The 15,591-nt window shown below is 61.7% G+C and carries 17 protein-coding genes; 14 read left to right on the forward strand and 3 right to left on the reverse strand.

Annotated features, from left to right (window positions below; translation table 11 throughout):
- Window positions 1-96 precede the first annotated feature (96 nt).
- Both rsmD and coaD read left to right on the forward strand, forming a co-directional pair.
- Entirely contained in the window at window positions 97-714 is a 618-nt protein-coding gene (gene rsmD, locus ACSEXS_RS06680; RefSeq protein ID WP_438432382.1) for a 16S rRNA (guanine(966)-N(2))-methyltransferase RsmD, read from the forward strand.
- Window positions 695-1,204 carry a pantetheine-phosphate adenylyltransferase gene (coaD, locus tag ACSEXS_RS06685; protein WP_438432383.1) on the forward strand — a complete coding sequence of 170 codons (510 nt, stop codon included), beginning with the start codon at window positions 695-697 and terminating at the stop codon, window positions 1,202-1,204. The genes rsmD and coaD overlap by 20 nt, the downstream gene beginning before the upstream one ends.
- A 40-nt stretch (window positions 1,205-1,244) precedes the next feature.
- Here the strand turns inward: coaD and ACSEXS_RS06690 are convergent, their stop codons facing one another.
- A complete protein-coding gene (locus ACSEXS_RS06690) occupies window positions 1,245-2,468 on the reverse strand; it encodes a nucleoside recognition domain-containing protein (protein WP_438432384.1) in 1,224 nt (407 codons plus the stop codon).
- Window positions 2,469-2,679: 211 nt separating this feature from the next.
- Here ACSEXS_RS06690 and ACSEXS_RS06695 point away from each other — a divergent pair, with 211 nt between their 5' ends.
- Window positions 2,680-3,807 (forward strand): SepM family pheromone-processing serine protease, encoded by a 1,128-nt coding sequence (locus ACSEXS_RS06695; protein WP_438432385.1) that lies wholly within the window; start codon window positions 2,680-2,682, stop codon window positions 3,805-3,807.
- 179 nt (window positions 3,808-3,986) lie between these two features.
- Here ACSEXS_RS06695 and ACSEXS_RS06700 read toward each other — a convergent pair whose 3' ends face one another.
- The gene (locus ACSEXS_RS06700; protein WP_438432386.1) at window positions 3,987-5,276 is read right to left on the reverse strand and encodes a nucleotidyltransferase; all 1,290 of its coding nucleotides are present in this window, start codon (window positions 5,274-5,276) and stop codon (window positions 3,987-3,989) included.
- Window positions 5,277-5,453: 177 nt separating this feature from the next.
- Between ACSEXS_RS06700 and ACSEXS_RS06705 the strand changes: the two genes are divergently transcribed.
- The 10 genes from ACSEXS_RS06705 (at window position 5,454) to rnc (ending at window position 13,320) form a co-directional block, all read left to right on the forward strand.
- Window positions 5,454-5,978, forward strand: a complete 525-nt coding sequence (locus ACSEXS_RS06705; RefSeq protein ID WP_438432387.1) for a YceD family protein — start codon at window positions 5,454-5,456, stop codon at window positions 5,976-5,978.
- Window positions 5,979-6,011: 33 nt separating this feature from the next.
- On the forward strand, window positions 6,012-6,185 hold the full coding sequence (rpmF, locus tag ACSEXS_RS06710; protein WP_058303876.1) for a 50S ribosomal protein L32: 174 nt from the start codon (window positions 6,012-6,014) through the stop codon (window positions 6,183-6,185).
- A 332-nt stretch (window positions 6,186-6,517) separates the two neighbouring features.
- Window positions 6,518-7,114 carry a transcription factor FapR gene (gene fapR / locus ACSEXS_RS06715; RefSeq protein WP_438432388.1) on the forward strand — a complete coding sequence of 199 codons (597 nt, stop codon included), beginning with the start codon at window positions 6,518-6,520 and terminating at the stop codon, window positions 7,112-7,114.
- Complete coding sequence (gene plsX / locus ACSEXS_RS06720) at window positions 7,098-8,111, forward strand: phosphate acyltransferase PlsX (RefSeq protein WP_438432389.1); 1,014 nt, start codon at window positions 7,098-7,100, stop codon at window positions 8,109-8,111. The genes fapR and plsX overlap by 17 nt, the downstream gene beginning before the upstream one ends.
- Window positions 8,108-9,094, forward strand: a complete 987-nt coding sequence (locus ACSEXS_RS06725; protein WP_438432390.1) for a beta-ketoacyl-ACP synthase III — start codon at window positions 8,108-8,110, stop codon at window positions 9,092-9,094. The genes plsX and ACSEXS_RS06725 overlap by 4 nt, the downstream gene beginning before the upstream one ends.
- 30 nt (window positions 9,095-9,124) lie before the next feature.
- Window positions 9,125-10,051 (forward strand): ACP S-malonyltransferase, encoded by a 927-nt coding sequence (gene fabD, locus ACSEXS_RS06730; RefSeq protein WP_438432391.1) that lies wholly within the window; start codon window positions 9,125-9,127, stop codon window positions 10,049-10,051.
- 28 nt (window positions 10,052-10,079) lie between these two features.
- On the forward strand, window positions 10,080-10,820 hold the full coding sequence (gene fabG, locus ACSEXS_RS06735; protein WP_438432392.1) for a 3-oxoacyl-[acyl-carrier-protein] reductase: 741 nt from the start codon (window positions 10,080-10,082) through the stop codon (window positions 10,818-10,820).
- Between the two features lie 217 nt (window positions 10,821-11,037).
- A complete protein-coding gene (gene acpP / locus ACSEXS_RS06740; RefSeq protein WP_058303882.1) occupies window positions 11,038-11,271 on the forward strand; it encodes an acyl carrier protein in 234 nt (77 codons plus the stop codon).
- A 101-nt stretch (window positions 11,272-11,372) separates the two neighbouring features.
- The gene (gene fabF, locus ACSEXS_RS06745) at window positions 11,373-12,617 is read left to right on the forward strand and encodes a beta-ketoacyl-ACP synthase II (protein ID WP_438432393.1); all 1,245 of its coding nucleotides are present in this window, start codon (window positions 11,373-11,375) and stop codon (window positions 12,615-12,617) included.
- A gap of 4 nt (window positions 12,618-12,621) precedes the next feature.
- Window positions 12,622-13,320 (forward strand): ribonuclease III, encoded by a 699-nt coding sequence (gene rnc / locus ACSEXS_RS06750; RefSeq protein WP_438432394.1) that lies wholly within the window; start codon window positions 12,622-12,624, stop codon window positions 13,318-13,320.
- A gap of 65 nt (window positions 13,321-13,385) precedes the next feature.
- Here the strand turns inward: rnc and ACSEXS_RS06755 are convergent, their stop codons facing one another.
- Window positions 13,386-13,742 (reverse strand): hypothetical protein, encoded by a 357-nt coding sequence (locus tag ACSEXS_RS06755; protein ID WP_438432395.1) that lies wholly within the window; start codon window positions 13,740-13,742, stop codon window positions 13,386-13,388.
- Window positions 13,743-14,198: 456 nt separating this feature from the next.
- Here ACSEXS_RS06755 and ACSEXS_RS06760 point away from each other — a divergent pair, with 456 nt between their 5' ends.
- Window positions 14,199-15,536 carry an extracellular solute-binding protein gene (locus ACSEXS_RS06760; RefSeq protein WP_438432396.1) on the forward strand — a complete coding sequence of 446 codons (1,338 nt, stop codon included), beginning with the start codon at window positions 14,199-14,201 and terminating at the stop codon, window positions 15,534-15,536.
- The last annotated feature ends 55 nt before the right edge of the window (window positions 15,537-15,591 follow it).

The following is a 15,591-nucleotide window of genomic DNA, read 5'->3' on the forward strand; positions in this document are numbered from 1 at the left end:
GAAATTTATACACGCAGGCGGCAAAACATTTTGGAGCCCGGCGCCGAATGTGATACGATAGCGGGGAATCAGCGAAGCATTGGGGGTAACCGATTCGTGAGAGTGATATCCGGAACGGCAAAAGGAAGAAGCCTGAAGGCGGTACCCGGCATGGGAACGAGGCCGACGACGGATAAAGTGAAGGAAGCGCTGTTCAGCATCATCGGACCGTATTTTGACGGCGGAGAGGTGCTCGACCTGTTCGCCGGAACCGGCGGGCTGGGCATCGAGGCTCTGAGCCGGGGAATGGAACGGGCCGTGTTTATCGACGCCGACCGGACCAGCCTCGAGGTGGTCCGGCACAATCTGCAGGCGACACGGCTGGAGGACAGGGCGGAGGTATACCGCAACGACGCAGAGCGGGCGCTGAAGGCCCTGTCCAAGCGGGAGCGGCAGTTTCGGCTGGTGTTCCTGGACCCGCCTTATCGGATGAAGAGCATCGGCCGGTTGATGCTCACCATGGACGAGCTCGGGCTGCTGGAGCCGGACGCGACCGTCGTGGCGGAATATGAATCCGGCTATGCCTATGAAGCGGAGATCGGACCTTTCCGGGAAATCCGCAAAGCCGTCTACGGCGAAACGGCGGTTTCGGTTTACCGCAGGCAAGGCAATGAGCCGGATCAACGGCTAGGGAATGAACGGACGGAGGAGTCTCATGAAGCGGATCAAGCATGAGCCGTCGGTGGCGGTTTGCCCCGGCAGCTTCGACCCGGTGACTTACGGGCACCTGGATATTTTAACGAGAGCGGCGGAGGTGTTCGACAAGGTCATCGTGGCCGTGCTGAACAACACCAGCAAGCAGCCGCTGTTTACGGTGCAGGAGCGGGTGGAGCTGCTGCGCGAGGTGACGAAGGACATCCCCAACGTCGAGGTCGATCATTTCGACGACCTTCTGATTAATTATATGACGGAAAAAAGAGCCCACGTGATCGTCAAGGGGCTCCGCGCCGTCTCCGACTTTGAGTACGAGCTGCAGATGGCCTCGGTCAACCGCAAGCTGAACGAGGAGATCGAGACCTTCTTTATGATGTCGAGCAACCAATACTCGTACCTGAGCTCCAGCGTCGTTAAACAGATCGCCCGTTTCGGCGGACCGGTGAACGACCTGGTGCCGGATACCGTGGAGCGGGCTCTGCGGATGAAGTTCGCCGAAATGCAGCAGTAAAGGAGCTCGCAGAGAGCGCCGTTGGCAAGACAGACCCGCTTTACCGCTGCGCCGCCTTTTTGCGAAATAGGCAACAGAAGGCGACGATTCCGAGCGGCAGCGCGGCTGCGGCTAGCGAGAGCCGAAGCGACTGGTATAGGGTAGCCCAGCCCCCGGCGAACAGCGCTCCGAGCGCCGTGACGGGCCCGGACGCGGCGCTGTCGGCAAGCGTAGGCGTGAAACCGGGCGCTCCCGGCGAAAGAAGCAGACTTCCCGCAAGCGGAGCGACGGCGAACGTCATCCCGAAGGCGAGGAGCGCGTGAAGGAACCGACCCGTCAAAATCGTCCGGTAGCCCGGCGACGAGGAGCCGGCCACCGCCTTCAGTTGAAGCATTTGGGAGAATCCGCCCCAAGCGAGCGCGGCGGCGATGATTCCAAGCTGCAGGGTCGACGGCTCCATTCGGGTTGCCGCGGCATAGGCTCCGAGGTGCGGCTCCAGCAGGCCCGGAATCAGGAGGAACCAACGGCCGACGCCTCCCTCCGGAAGCTGCAGCGAAATCATCCGCGCCAGCACGGAGAACAGAATGAGGAACCCGCTCAGGGAGAAGAGGGCTTGAATCGACGCCGTTACGGCGTCGCCGAGCAGTTGGCCGAAGCTGCGGCCATCCTCGCGGCGGCCCGCTTGCAGCGCAGCGAGGAAGGTTTCCGCCGGCTTCTCGCGGCCGGGGGAGACCTCCGCCTGAGGTGCATCGTCCGTTTGCACGAGCCGGCTCAGCCAGACGGCCGCTCCGGCGGACAGATAATGCACCGCCGCGAGAAAGACGCCGGCGCGGACGCTGTGCAGGAAGCCCGCCCCAACGACGGTGATGAGCAGGGCGGGGCTGCAGAGCTGGGACAGTTGGAACAACCTGTCCCGGGATTGCCGCGTCGACGTTTCGCCGACCAGCCGCCGGGCGGCGGCGGCTCCTTGCGGGAAGCCGCCGAGCAGCCCGGCCACGACGGCGCGGCCGCCGCCGGGCGGAAGGCGGAACAGGGTCCGCAGCAGCGGCTCTGCCAGAGCACCGAAGGCGCGGACGAGGCCGAATCCGGCGAAGAGCTCGACGACGGCCAGATAAGGCAGGAGCGCGGGAACCAAGACCGTCCACCACAGCCGAAGGGCTCCAAGCGAGGCTTGGAAGGCGTCGTCCGGATAGGCAAGGATCAAGACGACCAGCATCAGCGCCAAGCCGCCGAGAAGCGCGGTCGCCGCCCGGCTGCGGGCCAGGTTGATGGGTTGCCGCTGCATAGGATCACCTCACGATCGTAAGGGTCGCTGCCGTTGCAGCGTCCCAAGGGATTCGCCATACTGTAATGTACGTGCGGGGTTGTCCTTGTAGACCAGTTCCGCGGCGAAGCGAAGCCGGACGGGCGCGCATCCGCGTGCCGATCGGCGCATGATCGGCCGCCGTTTGACGGGACGGCTCCGCAGCCGATCGAATGGAAAGAGGGGATTTGCCATGGAAGACCGCATAGACGAGAGAGACGAGAGCGGGCGGGCCGGAATCGAAGAAGGAGCTCCGCGCAGGAAGCGCCCCTGGACCCGCTTCTTGGCGGCTGCCCTTGCGGGCGTGATCGCCGCCTATTTCCTTGTTTTCTATCCGCTGCCCTACTACATTTACCAGCCGGGCTCCGCGGAGGACATCAGTCCGATGATTACCACCGCGCCCGGCCATCCCGGCGATCCGGGGGTATTCATGCTGACGACGGTCGGCGTGCTCGATGCGAACGTCGTCGCCTACCTGTGGGCGAAGGCCACCCACCAGGAAATCCGGCCGAAGAGCAAGGTGCTGCAGGGCCAATCGGAAGAGGAATACAACCAGACTCAGGTCTACTACATGTCTTCCTCGCAGACCAATGCAATCCTGGCGGCCTATCACCATCTGGGCATCGCTTTCGATTACCGGGTAGACAGCATCCTTGTCCTCCATCTCATTCCCGGTATGCCGGCGGCGAAGGTGCTGCAGGTCGGCGATCAGCTGCTGAAGGTGGACGGCCATGAGCTGATCAAGCAGGATCAGTTGGTCCAATACCTGAGCGGCAAAAAAGCCGGCGACCGCGTAAAGCTGACCTTTAAGCGGGGCGGCAAGACGATGGAAGGGGAAGTGGCGCTGGATTACCTGCCCGCAGAAGCGGCGGCGAGCGGCAAGACGGAGCCCCGTCGGGTCGGCATGGGCATCTCGCAGGCGATCATGATGACGGTACACTCCGAGAACGAGGACGACCAGATCAGCATCAAGGCCGGAGATATCGGAGGGCCCTCCGCCGGCTTGATGTTCACCCTGGGGATCATCAATCGGCTCGTGCCGGAGGATATCGCCAAGGGCCACCGGATCGCGGGCACCGGGACCATCGAAGAGAGCGGAAAAGTCGGCTCGATCGGCGGCATCCAGCACAAAATCGTCGCCGCCGACCGCGAGCATGCCGAAATCTTCTTTGCGCCGAAGGACGAAGACGGGTATACGAATTATAGCGATGCGGTAAAGGAAGCGAAGAAGATCGGTACCTCGATGAAGGTGGTGCCGGTCGGCACCTTGGAGGAAGCGTTGGCGTACCTGCAGCAGCTTCCGGAGAAAGCGACGCCCTGACGGACGTGGTTCTCGGTCCGGCCGTCCCTGGTGCCGCGGATAACCCTAGATGCGGGTTCGCGATATAACAGGCCGCCTTCCGCCGGGAATTCCCGGAAAAAGGCGGCCTGCCGCGTAAAGGGCTAGCGGAAGAAAGAGACCCCGGCCTGGACACAAGGGGCCGCTGCGGCCGGAGCCGGTTAGCGGGGACGGGCAACCCCTGCGGACTCCGTTTGAAGCGGGGCTTGATAGTAGTCGCGGAAAATCTCTCGGGCGTCCGGAACGGGCATGGCGGACGCATAGGCGGCTGCGGCGCGCAGGTCCAAGCCGAACAGCGGCAGCTCGTCCTGCTCCGCCTTCGCCGCTTTGGTGACGATCGGCACGGAGGCCTTTCGTTTCATGTCCTTCAACAGCTCGCGGCCCCGGCCGGAGAAGCCGAGCACGCGGAGGTAAGGAACTCCGCGCGAAAGCGATTCCTGCGTCAGTTCGTCCTTGCGGCGGTCGAGCAAAAGAGAGGTGAGCGCCCGCTGCAGCTTGGTGCGCGTGTAGCGGCGGGTCCGAGCGGCTTCGACCAGCTGTTCGATCCGGCCGCCCCGGCTGTAATCCAGTCGAGGCAACAGCTGCCGGAAGCGGTGCTCCAGCCCCTCGCCGATCTCGGCGATCCCCCGCATGGCTTCCGGCGGGCGGCTGAGCAGCAGATGGAACAGGGGAGCGGCGTAGCGCTCCCAATCCATCGGCCCGCGCCCCGCTTCCCACTCCCGCCGCAGAATAGCCGCGGCGTAGGGGGGCAGGTACGGCGCGGCGGCCGCAAGGCCCTCCGCGCCGGAAGCCTGAAGCAGCAGCCGGCGCACGGCGGTGGCGCTGGCGATCGCCTCGGCGGCGGGCGAAGGCGCCTGTGCCGCCGTGTCATGGAAGCCCGCGCCGCGGCGGGGAATGGTCAGCGGGACGATCCCGCTGCCGAGCCGCGCCAGCGCCAGGCAATACTGCAGCCCCAGAATGTTGTTGGGCTGCGCCAGCTCCGACCCGTCCGGCCCGCCGGCAAGCGCGGCGGCCGCAGAGGCATAGGCCGCCGGATAGCTGGCCCCGGCGGCGAGCCGTTCCCGGAGCCGCGCCTTCAGGGCGGGCGGCTCCTCCGCGAGCAGAGCGGCGAGTCGCCGGAACCAGGCGATGTCGCCGCTCTCGCTGCCGAAGACGAGCGCGTCGACGACGCCCGTCGCATGAAGGGCGGACACGCCGCCGAAGGCGAACCATTCGGCCGGCTGGACGGCGAACGCGCTCGGCAGCTCGAGCACGACATCCGCACCCATGGCGAGGGCCATCTCCGCGCGCGCCCACTTGCTGCAGACGGCGGGCTCGCCCCGCTGCAGGAAGGGGCCGCTCATGACGGCCACGAGCGCTTCCGCGCCGGCCGCCCGCTTGGCTTCCCGGGCGTGATGCACGTGGCCGTTGTGAAGAGGATTGTATTCGACGACGATTCCGACGGTTTTCATAGCCTGCCTCCGATGCGCGCCGTATGATTCCGGCTTCTATCAGCCATTATACCGAAGAGGAACCGTCGCAGGAAGCGGCACCCGGCGGCAAGGAAATTCCGGTCTGTCAGTGAGAATATGTTGACAAGGGGCCGCCGCAATGGATATAATTATTTTTGTTTGTTTGGAGTGATTAACATGCGTATCAATGTGAAAGAACTGATCGCGAAAGGCAAGCCGGTGCACCTTCAGGAGAGCATGGATTTGTCCGGGCTTCTCGGCGGCCGCCAGGACCTCCTTTCGTTCGGGGAGCTGAAGGCGGACCTGTCCGCCCGCGCCGACGGCGAAGTGGCGGTTGTGGAAGGAACGCTGACCCTGCACGTGACCATGGAATGCTCCCGTTGTCTGGGCCCGGCCGAGGAACGGTTAACCGTTCCGTTTCGCGAATCGTTCACGATGGAGCCCGCTTCTGCGGATTCCGGAGGAGAGCAGGACGAGCTTCACCAGATCACGGAGGACTTCGCCGAGCTGACTCCCTATGTGGAGGAAGCGGTGTGGATGGCCCTTCCGTTCGTTCCGCTCTGCAAGGAAGATTGCAAGGGCTTGTGCCCGGAGTGCGGAACGAACCGGAACGAGCGGGAATGCGGATGCTCGACAGAGAGAATCGACCCGCGGCTTGCCGGTCTGGCCGATCTGTTCAAAGACACGACAGAAGACCCGTGAGGGTTTTGAACTAAGGCAAGGAGGTGGGAAACAATGGCAGTACCTCAAAGGAGAACGTCCAAAACGCGCCGTGACAAACGCCGCACTCACTTTAAACTGGCTGTGCCGGGTATGGTGAAATGCGAGCAATGCGGCGAACTGAAGCTGGCTCACCGCGTATGCAAAGTGTGCGGTTCCTACAAAGGCAGAGAGATCATCAAGCAATAATATTGCGGAAGTAGTACTTCATCTTCGGTGGGGTGCTATTTTTTTTAAGCGGGACGGCTCGGCCCGTACCCTCAGAGGAGCGGCGCAGACCGCTCCTTTTTTTTGCCGCAAGGGCCTTCGGCGCAGGAGCCGCCGCCGGGGCATGCGGCTCTCCGGCTGCCGGGATAACGGCAATGAACGCCCGCTCGGAGCCCTCGATTCCGGACGGTCCGGCCCGGTCCCCAGGCCTCTTCGCGCTTTTCTGGCTTTCCTGCTTTCTTTTTCGGTCTAATTTTTATATACTACCCTTTAGTACCTGGTAATAAAGTAAGGTGAGGATGAAGGAGGTCCCTATGGAACGGTTGCCGAAGCGTGAGCGGTTAAAACAGCTGGCCAACCATATCCAGGACAATCCCTTTGTGACGGACGAAGACCTGGCCCGTCACTTTCGCGTCAGCATTCAGACGGTGCGGCTCGACCGGATGGAGCTCGGCATTCCGGAGCTCCGGGAGCGGCTGAAGGCGATGGCGGAGCGTTCGCTGGATGAAGTCCGGTCCCTGCCCCTCGACGAAGTGATCGGGGATGTGATCGATCTGCAATTGGATAAGGCCGGCATCTCCCTGTTCGAGGTTCGAAACGAGCATGTCTTTTCGCGGACGGGCATCGCCCGCGGTCATCATATTTTCGCCCAAGCCAATTCGCTTGCCGTCGCCGTGATCGACGATGAGATTGCGCTGACGGCTTCGGCCGACATCCGGTACCTCCGGCCCGTCAAGCTGGGTGAAAAGTGTATCGCGAAGGCGTCGGTCCGGCGCAATTCCCGGGGCAACGCCAGGGTTGAGGTTCTCACGACGGTCGGCTCCGAGCTGGTTTTTGAAGGGCAATTCCTGATACATCATTCCAAAGAACCCAGAGGAACGGAGCTGAACTCGGATGAGAATCGCCATTGACGCCATGGGCGGAGACAATGCCCCTTGGGCCATTGCCGAAGGAGCGCTGCGGGCTGCGAGAGAATGGCCCGATCTAACCATCCAATTGGTCGGGGACAAGGCCAAGCTGGAACCGATCACCCGCGAGAAGCCGGACAACGTGACGCTGTACCATGCCGCCGAAGTCATCGCCTTCGACGACGAGCCGGTCAAAGCGGTGCGCCGCAAAAAGGACTCCTCGCTCGTGGTGGCTGCGCGTCTCGTGCACGACGGAGAAGCGGACGCCATGATCTCCGCCGGCAATACCGGCGCGCTGATGGCCGCCGGGCTGCTGGTAGTCGGCCGCATTCCCGGTATCGAGCGGCCGGCGCTTGCGCCGATGATTCCTTCGCTCGACGGAAGCGGGACGCTTGCCCTCGACATCGGCGCCAATATGGATGCGACCCCGGAGCAGCTGAGGCAGTACGCGGTCATGGGCAGCATCTACCGCTCGAAGGTGGACGGGATCGTCAAGCCCCGGGTCGGCCTGCTGAACGTCGGGACGGAGGATACCAAGGGAAACGAGCTGACCAAGGCCGCTTTTCCGCTGCTGAAGGAAGCTCCGATTCACTTCGTCGGCAATATCGAAGCGCGCGATGTCCTTCAAGGGGAATGCGACGTATTGGTCTGCGACGGCTTCGCGGGCAACATTCTGCTGAAATCTCTGGAAGGCACGGCAAGCGCCATCTTCAAGGTGCTGAAGGAGGAATTTACCCGCAGCTTGGTGACGAAAGCGGCGGCGGCCGTTCTGCAGCCGGGCCTGAAGAGCTTCAAGAAGCGGCTCGATTACTCCGAAACCGGAGGCGCGCCGATGCTCGGCCTGAACGGCCTCTTGCTGAAAGCCCATGGCTCATCCGACGCCAATGCCATCCTGAACGCCGTCCGGCAGGCGAGGATCGCCGTGGAGGGCAAGCTGGTCGCGACCATATCGGCGGAAATCGGCAGAGCCCAAAAGGAGAAGGAGAGAGAAAACGAATGAATTTGTTACCGGTTGGAGTGCTGGGCACGGGCAGCTATGTTCCCGAACGCGTACTGACGAATCAGGATCTGGAGAAGATGGTAGACACAAACGACGAATGGATCCGCACCCGCACCGGCATGCGCGAACGGAGAATTGCCCGGCCTGACGAAGCGGCCTCCGACCTGTCCTTTCCGGCGGCACAGCAGGCATTGAAGAACGCGGGCATCGAGGCGGATCAGTTGGACCTCATCATCGTGGCCACGGTCACGCCCGACATGTCCTTCCCCTCGACGGCCTGTATTCTGCAGGAGAAGCTGGGCGCGAAGAAAGCGGCCGCGTACGACCTGTCCGCCGCCTGCACCGGCTTTATTTACGGGCTGGCCAACGCGGCCAATTTTATCGCCCTCGGCACTTATAAATACGCCCTTATCGTCGGAACCGAGGTTCTGTCGAAAATCACGGATTATACCGACCGCAACACCTGCGTGCTGTTCGGGGACGGCGCCGGAGCGGTCGTGATCGGCGCGGTTCCGGAGGGGCGCGGCTTCCAGTCCTTCGAACTGGGCGCGGATGGCGCCGGCGGCGAGCTGCTCAAGCTGGAAGCGGGCGGCTCCCGTTGCCCGTCTTCGGCGGCAAGCGTCGAGCAGAAGCTGCATTACCTGTACATGGCCGGCGCGGAGGTGTTCAAGTTCGCGGTCCGGATCATGGGCAGCGCAGCGGAGGAAGCGCTCCGCAAGGCCGGACTCGGCAAGGAGGACATCGACCTCCTGATCCCCCATCAAGCCAACATCCGGATCATCCAATCGGCGCTCAACCGGCTGAATGTGCCGCAGGACAAATGCATGGTCAACCTCGACCGGTACGGCAACGTCGGCGCGGCGTCCATCCCGATGGCACTCGCGGAGGCCGCCCAAACGGGCCGGTTAAAGGAAGGCGACCGGATCGTCATGGTCGGCTTCGGAGCCGGCCTCACGTGGGGCGCAAGCGTGCTGGTCTGGTAACTCAATCGCTTTAACAGGAGGTTTGGCATTTTGGGTAAACTCGCCTATATCTTTCCCGGACAGGGAGCCCAGACCGTCGGCATGGGACGCGACGCCTGGGAAGCGTCCGACCAAGCCCGCCGGGTGTTCGCGGAGGCCGACCAGGCGCTCGGCTTCGGGCTTTCCGAGCTGATCTTCTCCGGTCCGGAGGACGTGCTCAAGCAAACGGTTCACACCCAGCCGGCGCTCGTCACCGTGAGCACGGCTTATCTCGAGGTTCTTCGGGCCAAGGGCTTTCCCGAGCCCGACTTTGTCGCAGGCCACAGCCTCGGCGAATACAGCGCGCTCGTCGCATCCGGCGTGTTCTCCTTCTCCGATGCGGTGCGTACGGTTCGCCGCCGCGGCGAGCTGATGGAGGAAGCGGTGCCGAACGGGCTCGGCGCGATGGCGGCCGTCCTGGGCGCCGAGCGGGAAGCGCTGGCCGCGCTGTGCCGCGAGATCACGGACGGCGGTCGGACGGTGGAGCTGGCCAACGTCAACTGCCCCGGCCAGATCGTGGTTTCGGGCACTAAGGAGGGCGTCGAAGCCGTCCAGGAGCGGGGCAAGGAGATCGGCGCGAAGCGGGTGCTGCCTCTGGAGGTCAGCGGCCCGTTCCACTCGTCGCTGATGCGTCCGGCGGCCGAGAAGCTGGCGGCCGTGCTGGCCGAGCTGACGTTAAGCCCGGCCTCGGCTCCCGTGATTGCCAATGTCACGGCGGAGCCGGTGACCGAAGCGGCAGCCATCCGCTCCCTGCTGGAGCGGCAGGTCTATTCGCCGGTTCTGTGGGAGGATACCGTCAAGCGGCTTATCGCGGAAGGCGTCGACACCTTCGTCGAGATCGGATCGGGTTCGGTTCTGTCCGGACTGGTGAAGAAAACCGACCGGAGCGTGCGCATTCTGACGGTGAACAGCATGGAGGCCGCGGAGGCCGGCTTGTAAAGCGTTCGAATTGGAGGAGGAATCCGATATGCTGAGTGGCAAGACTGCGCTGGTAACCGGCGCGTCCCGCGGCATCGGCCGCGCTATCGCTGCGGCTCTCGCCGAAGCGGGCGCCGATGTGATCGTCAATTACGCGGGCAGCGAGGACGCGGCCCGCAAGACCGCAACGCTGGTGGAGGGCTTCGGCCGCAAGGCGCTCTTGATCCGTGCCGATGTATCCGACGCCGCCCAAGTGGAAACGATGGTGAAACAGGGGCTGGAGGAGTTCGGCCGCATCGACATCCTGGTCAACAACGCCGGCATCACCCGCGACAACCTGCTCATGCGGATGAAGGAAGAGGAATTCGACGAGGTCATCGCCACGAACCTGAAGGGCGTGTTCAACTGCATGAAGGCCGTGACCCGGCCGATGCTCAAGCAGAAGAGCGGCCGCATCGTCAACATCTCCTCCGTCGTGGCGGCAATGGGCAATGCGGGTCAAGCCAACTACGTCGCCGCCAAGGCCGGCGTCATCGGCATGACCAAATCGGCGGCCCGGGAGCTCGCCAGCCGGAGCATCACGGTCAATGCCGTCGCTCCCGGCTTCATTGTTACCGATATGACCGACAAGCTCGGCTCGGAAACGAAGGAAGCGCTGGTGGCGCAGATCCCTCTGTCCCGGCTCGGCCAACCGGAGGATGTGGCGAAGACGGTCTGCTTCCTCGCATCGGATGCCGCTTCGTACATCACCGGGCAGACGATCCACGTCGACGGCGGCATGTACATGTAGGCCGTCTCGGCGAACGTACCGAATGGGCTAGGAATAATCCGTATCGGCGGACCGAAGGCGGCCAAGGCGGTCTTCCCGCGCAAGCGCAGGCTGAACGGCTTGTGCGCATGCAATTTGTCAAGCGATGAAGCGATTTTGGTGCCAAGGAGTTCCCTCGGGGGACCCTATGGTAATTTGTCCGCAATTTTCGTATAATACCATGGAGGAGGTGAACCGGATGTCCGACGTTCTTGAACGCGTGAAGCGCATCGTGATCGACCGCCTCGGGGTGGAAGAAGCAGAAGTTACCCTGGAAGCGTCTTTTAAAGACGACTTGGGTGCTGATTCCCTAGATGTTGTGGAATTGGTCATGGAATTGGAAGACGAGTTCGACATGGAGATTTCCGATGAGGATGCAGAGAAGATTACGACGGTGGGAGAAGTAGTGAATTACATACAATCTCATACGTAATAGATCTCTCCAAAGTCCCGTTGCAGCTTGACGGGACTTCTTCTCCATGCCCGCCTCCGAGGGGCGGAAGTAACGCCAATACGCCGAAGTGAGGTGGCTCTATGGCAAGACGTGTTGTGGTTACCGGAATGGGAGTGGTCACCGCTCTCGGGCATGACGTACAAACCTTTTGGTCCAATCTATTAGCAGGTAAATCCGGTGTTTCGTTGATCGACTGCTTCGATGTGAGCGACTACCCGACGAAAATCGCCGCTTCCATAAAAGATTTCAATCCCGAAGATTACTTCGAACGCCGCGATGTAAAGCGAATGGACCGATTCGTCCAATTTGCCGGCGCGGCGAGCCTGATGGCGCTGAAGGATGCCGATCTGCGCATCGGCGAGAACGTGGACGCCGATCTTACCGGCGTCTACATCGGTTCGGGCATCGGCGGCCTCTCCACTTGGGAAGAGCAGCATACCATCCTGATGGAAAAAGGCCCGAAGCGCATCAGTCCGTTCTTCATTCCGATGATGATCGCCAACATGGGAAGCGGGCAGGTCTCGATTCTGACGGGCGCCAAGGGTCCGAACAGCACGGCCGTCACGGCCTGCGCGACGGGCACAAACGCCATCGGCGATTCCTTCCGGCTCATCCAGCGCGGCGACGCCGAGGTGATGATCTGCGGCGGGGCCGAAGCGACCGTGACGCCGATGGGCGTGGGCGGCTTCTGCGCGCTGCGCGCCATGTCCACGCGCAACGATGAACCGGAACGGGCCAGCCGCCCGTTCGACAAGGACCGCGACGGCTTCGTCATGGGCGAAGGCGCCGGCATCTTGATTCTCGAGGAGCTGGAGCATGCCATCGCCCGCGGCGCCCATATCTATGCGGAGGTCGCCGGTTATGGCATGTCCAGCGACGCGCATCACATGACCGATCCGTCTCCGGGCGGCGAAGGGGCGGCCCGCTGCATGAAGAAGGCGGTCAAGGACGCGGGGATCGCTCCCGAGGAAGTGGGCTACATCAACGCCCACGGCACGTCGACGGGCGTGGGCGACATCGCCGAAACCCAAGGGATCAAAGCGGCGTTCGGCGAGGCGGCCTACCGGATTCCGGTCAGCTCGACGAAGTCGATGACCGGGCATATGCTCGGGGCGGCAGGCGGTGTCGAAGCCGTTATCTGCGCCCTGGCCGTGCGGGACGGCAAGCTGCCGCCCACGATCAACCTGGAGAATCCCGATCCCGAATGCGATCTGGATTACGTTCCGAACGAGTACCGCGAAGCCGATATCCGCTACGCGCTGTCCAACTCGTTTGGCTTCGGCGGCCACAATGCCACCATCATTATGAAGAAGTACGAGGCGTAAAATCATGAACCGTGATTTGAAGCAGCTACAGGAACAGCTTGGCATCGTCTTTACCGATCAGGCGATCCTCCGGCAGGCCTTTACCCACTCCTCCTATGTCAACGAGAACCGGGCGGCGGGAGCCCGGGACAACGAGCGTCTGGAATTTCTCGGCGACGCGGTCCTGGAACTGACGGTATCCGAATATCTCTTCGGGGCTTACCCGAATCGCTCGGAAGGGGAGCTTACCAAGCTCCGGGCTTCCATCGTCTGTGAACCGTCACTCGTCGTCTTCGCCGAAAACCTGGGCTTCGGGCATTACGTCCTGCTCGGCAAAGGAGAGGAACAGACCGGCGGAAGAACCCGGCCGGCGCTGTTGGCCGACGTGTTCGAATCCTTCATCGGCGCCTTGTACCTGGATCAGGGACTGTCCGCCGTGAAGGCCTTTCTGAATAGCTGCCTCTTCCCCAAAATCACGGGAGACGGCAAACCTCAAATCATCGATTACAAAACCCGCTTGCAGGAGCATGTCCAACAACATGGGCTCGGTCTCCTCGAGTACCGCATCGCCGGCGAGCGCGGCCCCGCCCACGAGAAGGAGTTCCTGTCCGAGGTTCACATGGACGGCAACCTGCTCGGAGCCGGTTCCGGCCGCTCCAAGAAGGAAGCGGAGCAGCAGGCCGCCCGCGAAGCGCTCGGCAAGATGAATGTGACGGTGGAGTAAAAATTCGGCGCTAACACAAGAAACCATGGCGAGGAAGAGGAAATTCTCTTCCTCGCCATGGTTTTTTAGTTGCCTAAGAAGGCAAACGGATCGGTTTCATGAAACGAAGCGATATATTGATAATAGGTGGATTCGTCTTTTTTGACATAGACGGAGGGTGGAATTTGTTCAGGCGGAAAATAAGGCGCTTTATAGAGTCGAATTCCGGTGTCGCTCGTTTTATAGGGGACATAGGGTCCATCATGAACTTGAACTTTTCCGGAATAAATATAGGGCCACCCTCTTAGTTGAACCACCGGTGCTCCATGGATTATGCGATTGATTTTGCTGTACATTGTCGGGTAATGGAGGAAAAACAAGGCCGCGTCCAAGCATCCGTAGAGGATGAGGATGCATGCCACCGAAATGATCCACTTTTTCATGGTTCCACACCGCCTGTAGAAGTTCAGTTGACACATTTAACCTAGATGGCCCTCTTCTCATTCCCCAATGCGATGATTACAGTTAATCCTATTTCCATAAAACATATCCATGATATGGAAAATCCATAAAATCATTTACCCCGTACCATTTTGATGAAACCCGTATTCTGGAAAAGGTATAAACATGGGAAAAGCCCCCCTGGGGAAGTCCAATAAAGATCTAGGGGGTGCATTTTTCCCCAATCACCCTCAGGAGGCTTGACCAAAGCGAGTGGGGGTCTTTTTTTATGATTGGGGTGTTCGATGTTCTCCGATTTATCCGGTTCTCTCGGACAAGCTCCCCACTCGGGGCGAAAACCGAATAAACGACACCACAACGCGTAATGAAAACGGTTACCGTTCGTCTCCGTTCCCGGCATAATGAGAACGCAAGCACAAGAGAAGGGGGAATAGCACATGAAACCAATCAAACGGGTTTCGCTGGGGGTCATGGCCACGATTCTCGCCGTAGGCATGACGGCATGCGGAGGAAAGGACTCGGGCGGCTCATCTTCGGGCGGTACGGCGGAGCCGTCGTCTTCCGCTGCGGCTCCGGCGGACGGCAAACGGGTTGCGATTGAATATTGGCATACGTACAGCGACGCCGAGGAAAAGGTGCTCGTCGAGCAGATCAAGCCGCTGTTCGAGAAGGAAAATCCGGGCATCGAGCTCAAGCTGACGCGGATGCCCTATGAGAACCTGAAGCAGCAGGTCATCACCGGAATCGCCGGCGACGCCGCTCCGGATCTGATGCGGATGGATATCGTCTGGGTGCCCGAATTCGCCAGCATGGGAGCGCTTGCGGACGTCGGCGGCATGGACGGCTTCGCGGATCTGAAGACGAAGCTGTTCGAGGCGCCGCTGGCGACAACTTACCTGAAGAATGACCGCGGCGAAGGGTATTACGGCGTACCGCTCAACACCAACACGAAGGTCGCCATCTACAACAAGGCGATCCTCGAGCTGATCGGCAAGAGTGAGCCGCCGAAGACGATGACCGAGCTGGAGGAATACGCAAAGCTGGCGAAGGCCAAGGGCAAAGCGACCGGCGGCATCACCATCGGCGGCAACAACCCGTGGTCGACGATCCCCTATTTCTACAGCCTGGGCGGAACCTTCACCAATGACGACTACACGAAGGCGACCGGCTTCCTGAACAGCCCGGAGAGCGTCAAGGCGCTGGAGACCTTCGTCCGCTGGAACAAGGAAGGGCTGATCTCGCCGCCGATTCTCGGCGGAGAGCCGGGCTCCTGGGACGGCTTGAAGAACAACGATTACTTGATGATCGACGACGGACCCTGGTTCTACAGCCTGCTCATGGCCGACGACAGCGGCTATAAGCCGCTGGAGCAGACGGTACAGGCACCCATCCCGGAAGGCGACGGAGGCTCCCGCTCGGTCGTAGGAGGCGAGGATCTGGTGATCTTCTCCGCCTCGAAGCACCAGAAGGAAGCCTGGACGTTCGCAAAGTGGATGCTGCAGCCCGAGCCGCAGAAGATCATGGCTTCCGTGGGCCTGATTCCCACCAACAAGGATGCCGCCAATGACCCGAAGGTGATGGAGACGCCGTACATCAAGGAATTCGTCGAGCAGATGAAGACGGCCGTTGCCCGCACTCCGGTTCCGCAATTCGGCGAGATGGACAGCATCCTGGGCCTCGCCTTCGAGAAGACGATGCGCGGCGAGCTGGAGCCGAAGGCGGCGCTCGACGCAGCCGCCAAACAGATCGACGAGCTGCTGGCCAAGAAGCCCTAAGCGCTGAAGATTCCGGCGCTCCGCCGATCCGGCTATCCGGGCGGACGGAGCGCCT

It is taken from the genome of Gorillibacterium terrae (assembly GCF_051594785.1).
GTDB lineage: Bacteria > Bacillota > Bacilli > Paenibacillales > NBRC-103111 > Gorillibacterium.

Excerpts from the sequence above, each read along its gene's own strand:
- coaD (WP_438432383.1), top strand. The coding sequence starts at position 695 with ATGAAGCGGATCAAGCATGAGCCGTCGGTGGCGGTTTGCCCCGGCAGC.
- ACSEXS_RS06690 (WP_438432384.1), bottom strand. The coding sequence starts at position 2,468 with ATGCAGCGGCAACCCATCAACCTGGCCCGCAGCCGGGCGGCGACCGCG.
- ACSEXS_RS06695 (WP_438432385.1), top strand. The coding sequence starts at position 2,680 with ATGGAAGACCGCATAGACGAGAGAGACGAGAGCGGGCGGGCCGGAATC.
- ACSEXS_RS06700 (WP_438432386.1), bottom strand. The coding sequence starts at position 5,276 with ATGAAAACCGTCGGAATCGTCGTCGAATACAATCCTCTTCACAACGGC.
- ACSEXS_RS06705 (WP_438432387.1), top strand. The coding sequence starts at position 5,454 with ATGCGTATCAATGTGAAAGAACTGATCGCGAAAGGCAAGCCGGTGCAC.
- rpmF (WP_058303876.1), top strand. The coding sequence starts at position 6,012 with ATGGCAGTACCTCAAAGGAGAACGTCCAAAACGCGCCGTGACAAACGC.
- fapR (WP_438432388.1), top strand. The coding sequence starts at position 6,518 with ATGGAACGGTTGCCGAAGCGTGAGCGGTTAAAACAGCTGGCCAACCAT.
- plsX (WP_438432389.1), top strand. The coding sequence starts at position 7,098 with ATGAGAATCGCCATTGACGCCATGGGCGGAGACAATGCCCCTTGGGCC.
- ACSEXS_RS06725 (WP_438432390.1), top strand. The coding sequence starts at position 8,108 with ATGAATTTGTTACCGGTTGGAGTGCTGGGCACGGGCAGCTATGTTCCC.
- fabG (WP_438432392.1), top strand. The coding sequence starts at position 10,080 with ATGCTGAGTGGCAAGACTGCGCTGGTAACCGGCGCGTCCCGCGGCATC.
- acpP (WP_058303882.1), top strand. The coding sequence starts at position 11,038 with ATGTCCGACGTTCTTGAACGCGTGAAGCGCATCGTGATCGACCGCCTC.
- fabF (WP_438432393.1), top strand. The coding sequence starts at position 11,373 with ATGGCAAGACGTGTTGTGGTTACCGGAATGGGAGTGGTCACCGCTCTC.
- rnc (WP_438432394.1), top strand. The coding sequence starts at position 12,622 with ATGAACCGTGATTTGAAGCAGCTACAGGAACAGCTTGGCATCGTCTTT.
- ACSEXS_RS06755 (WP_438432395.1), bottom strand. The coding sequence starts at position 13,742 with ATGAAAAAGTGGATCATTTCGGTGGCATGCATCCTCATCCTCTACGGA.
- ACSEXS_RS06760 (WP_438432396.1), top strand. The coding sequence starts at position 14,199 with ATGAAACCAATCAAACGGGTTTCGCTGGGGGTCATGGCCACGATTCTC.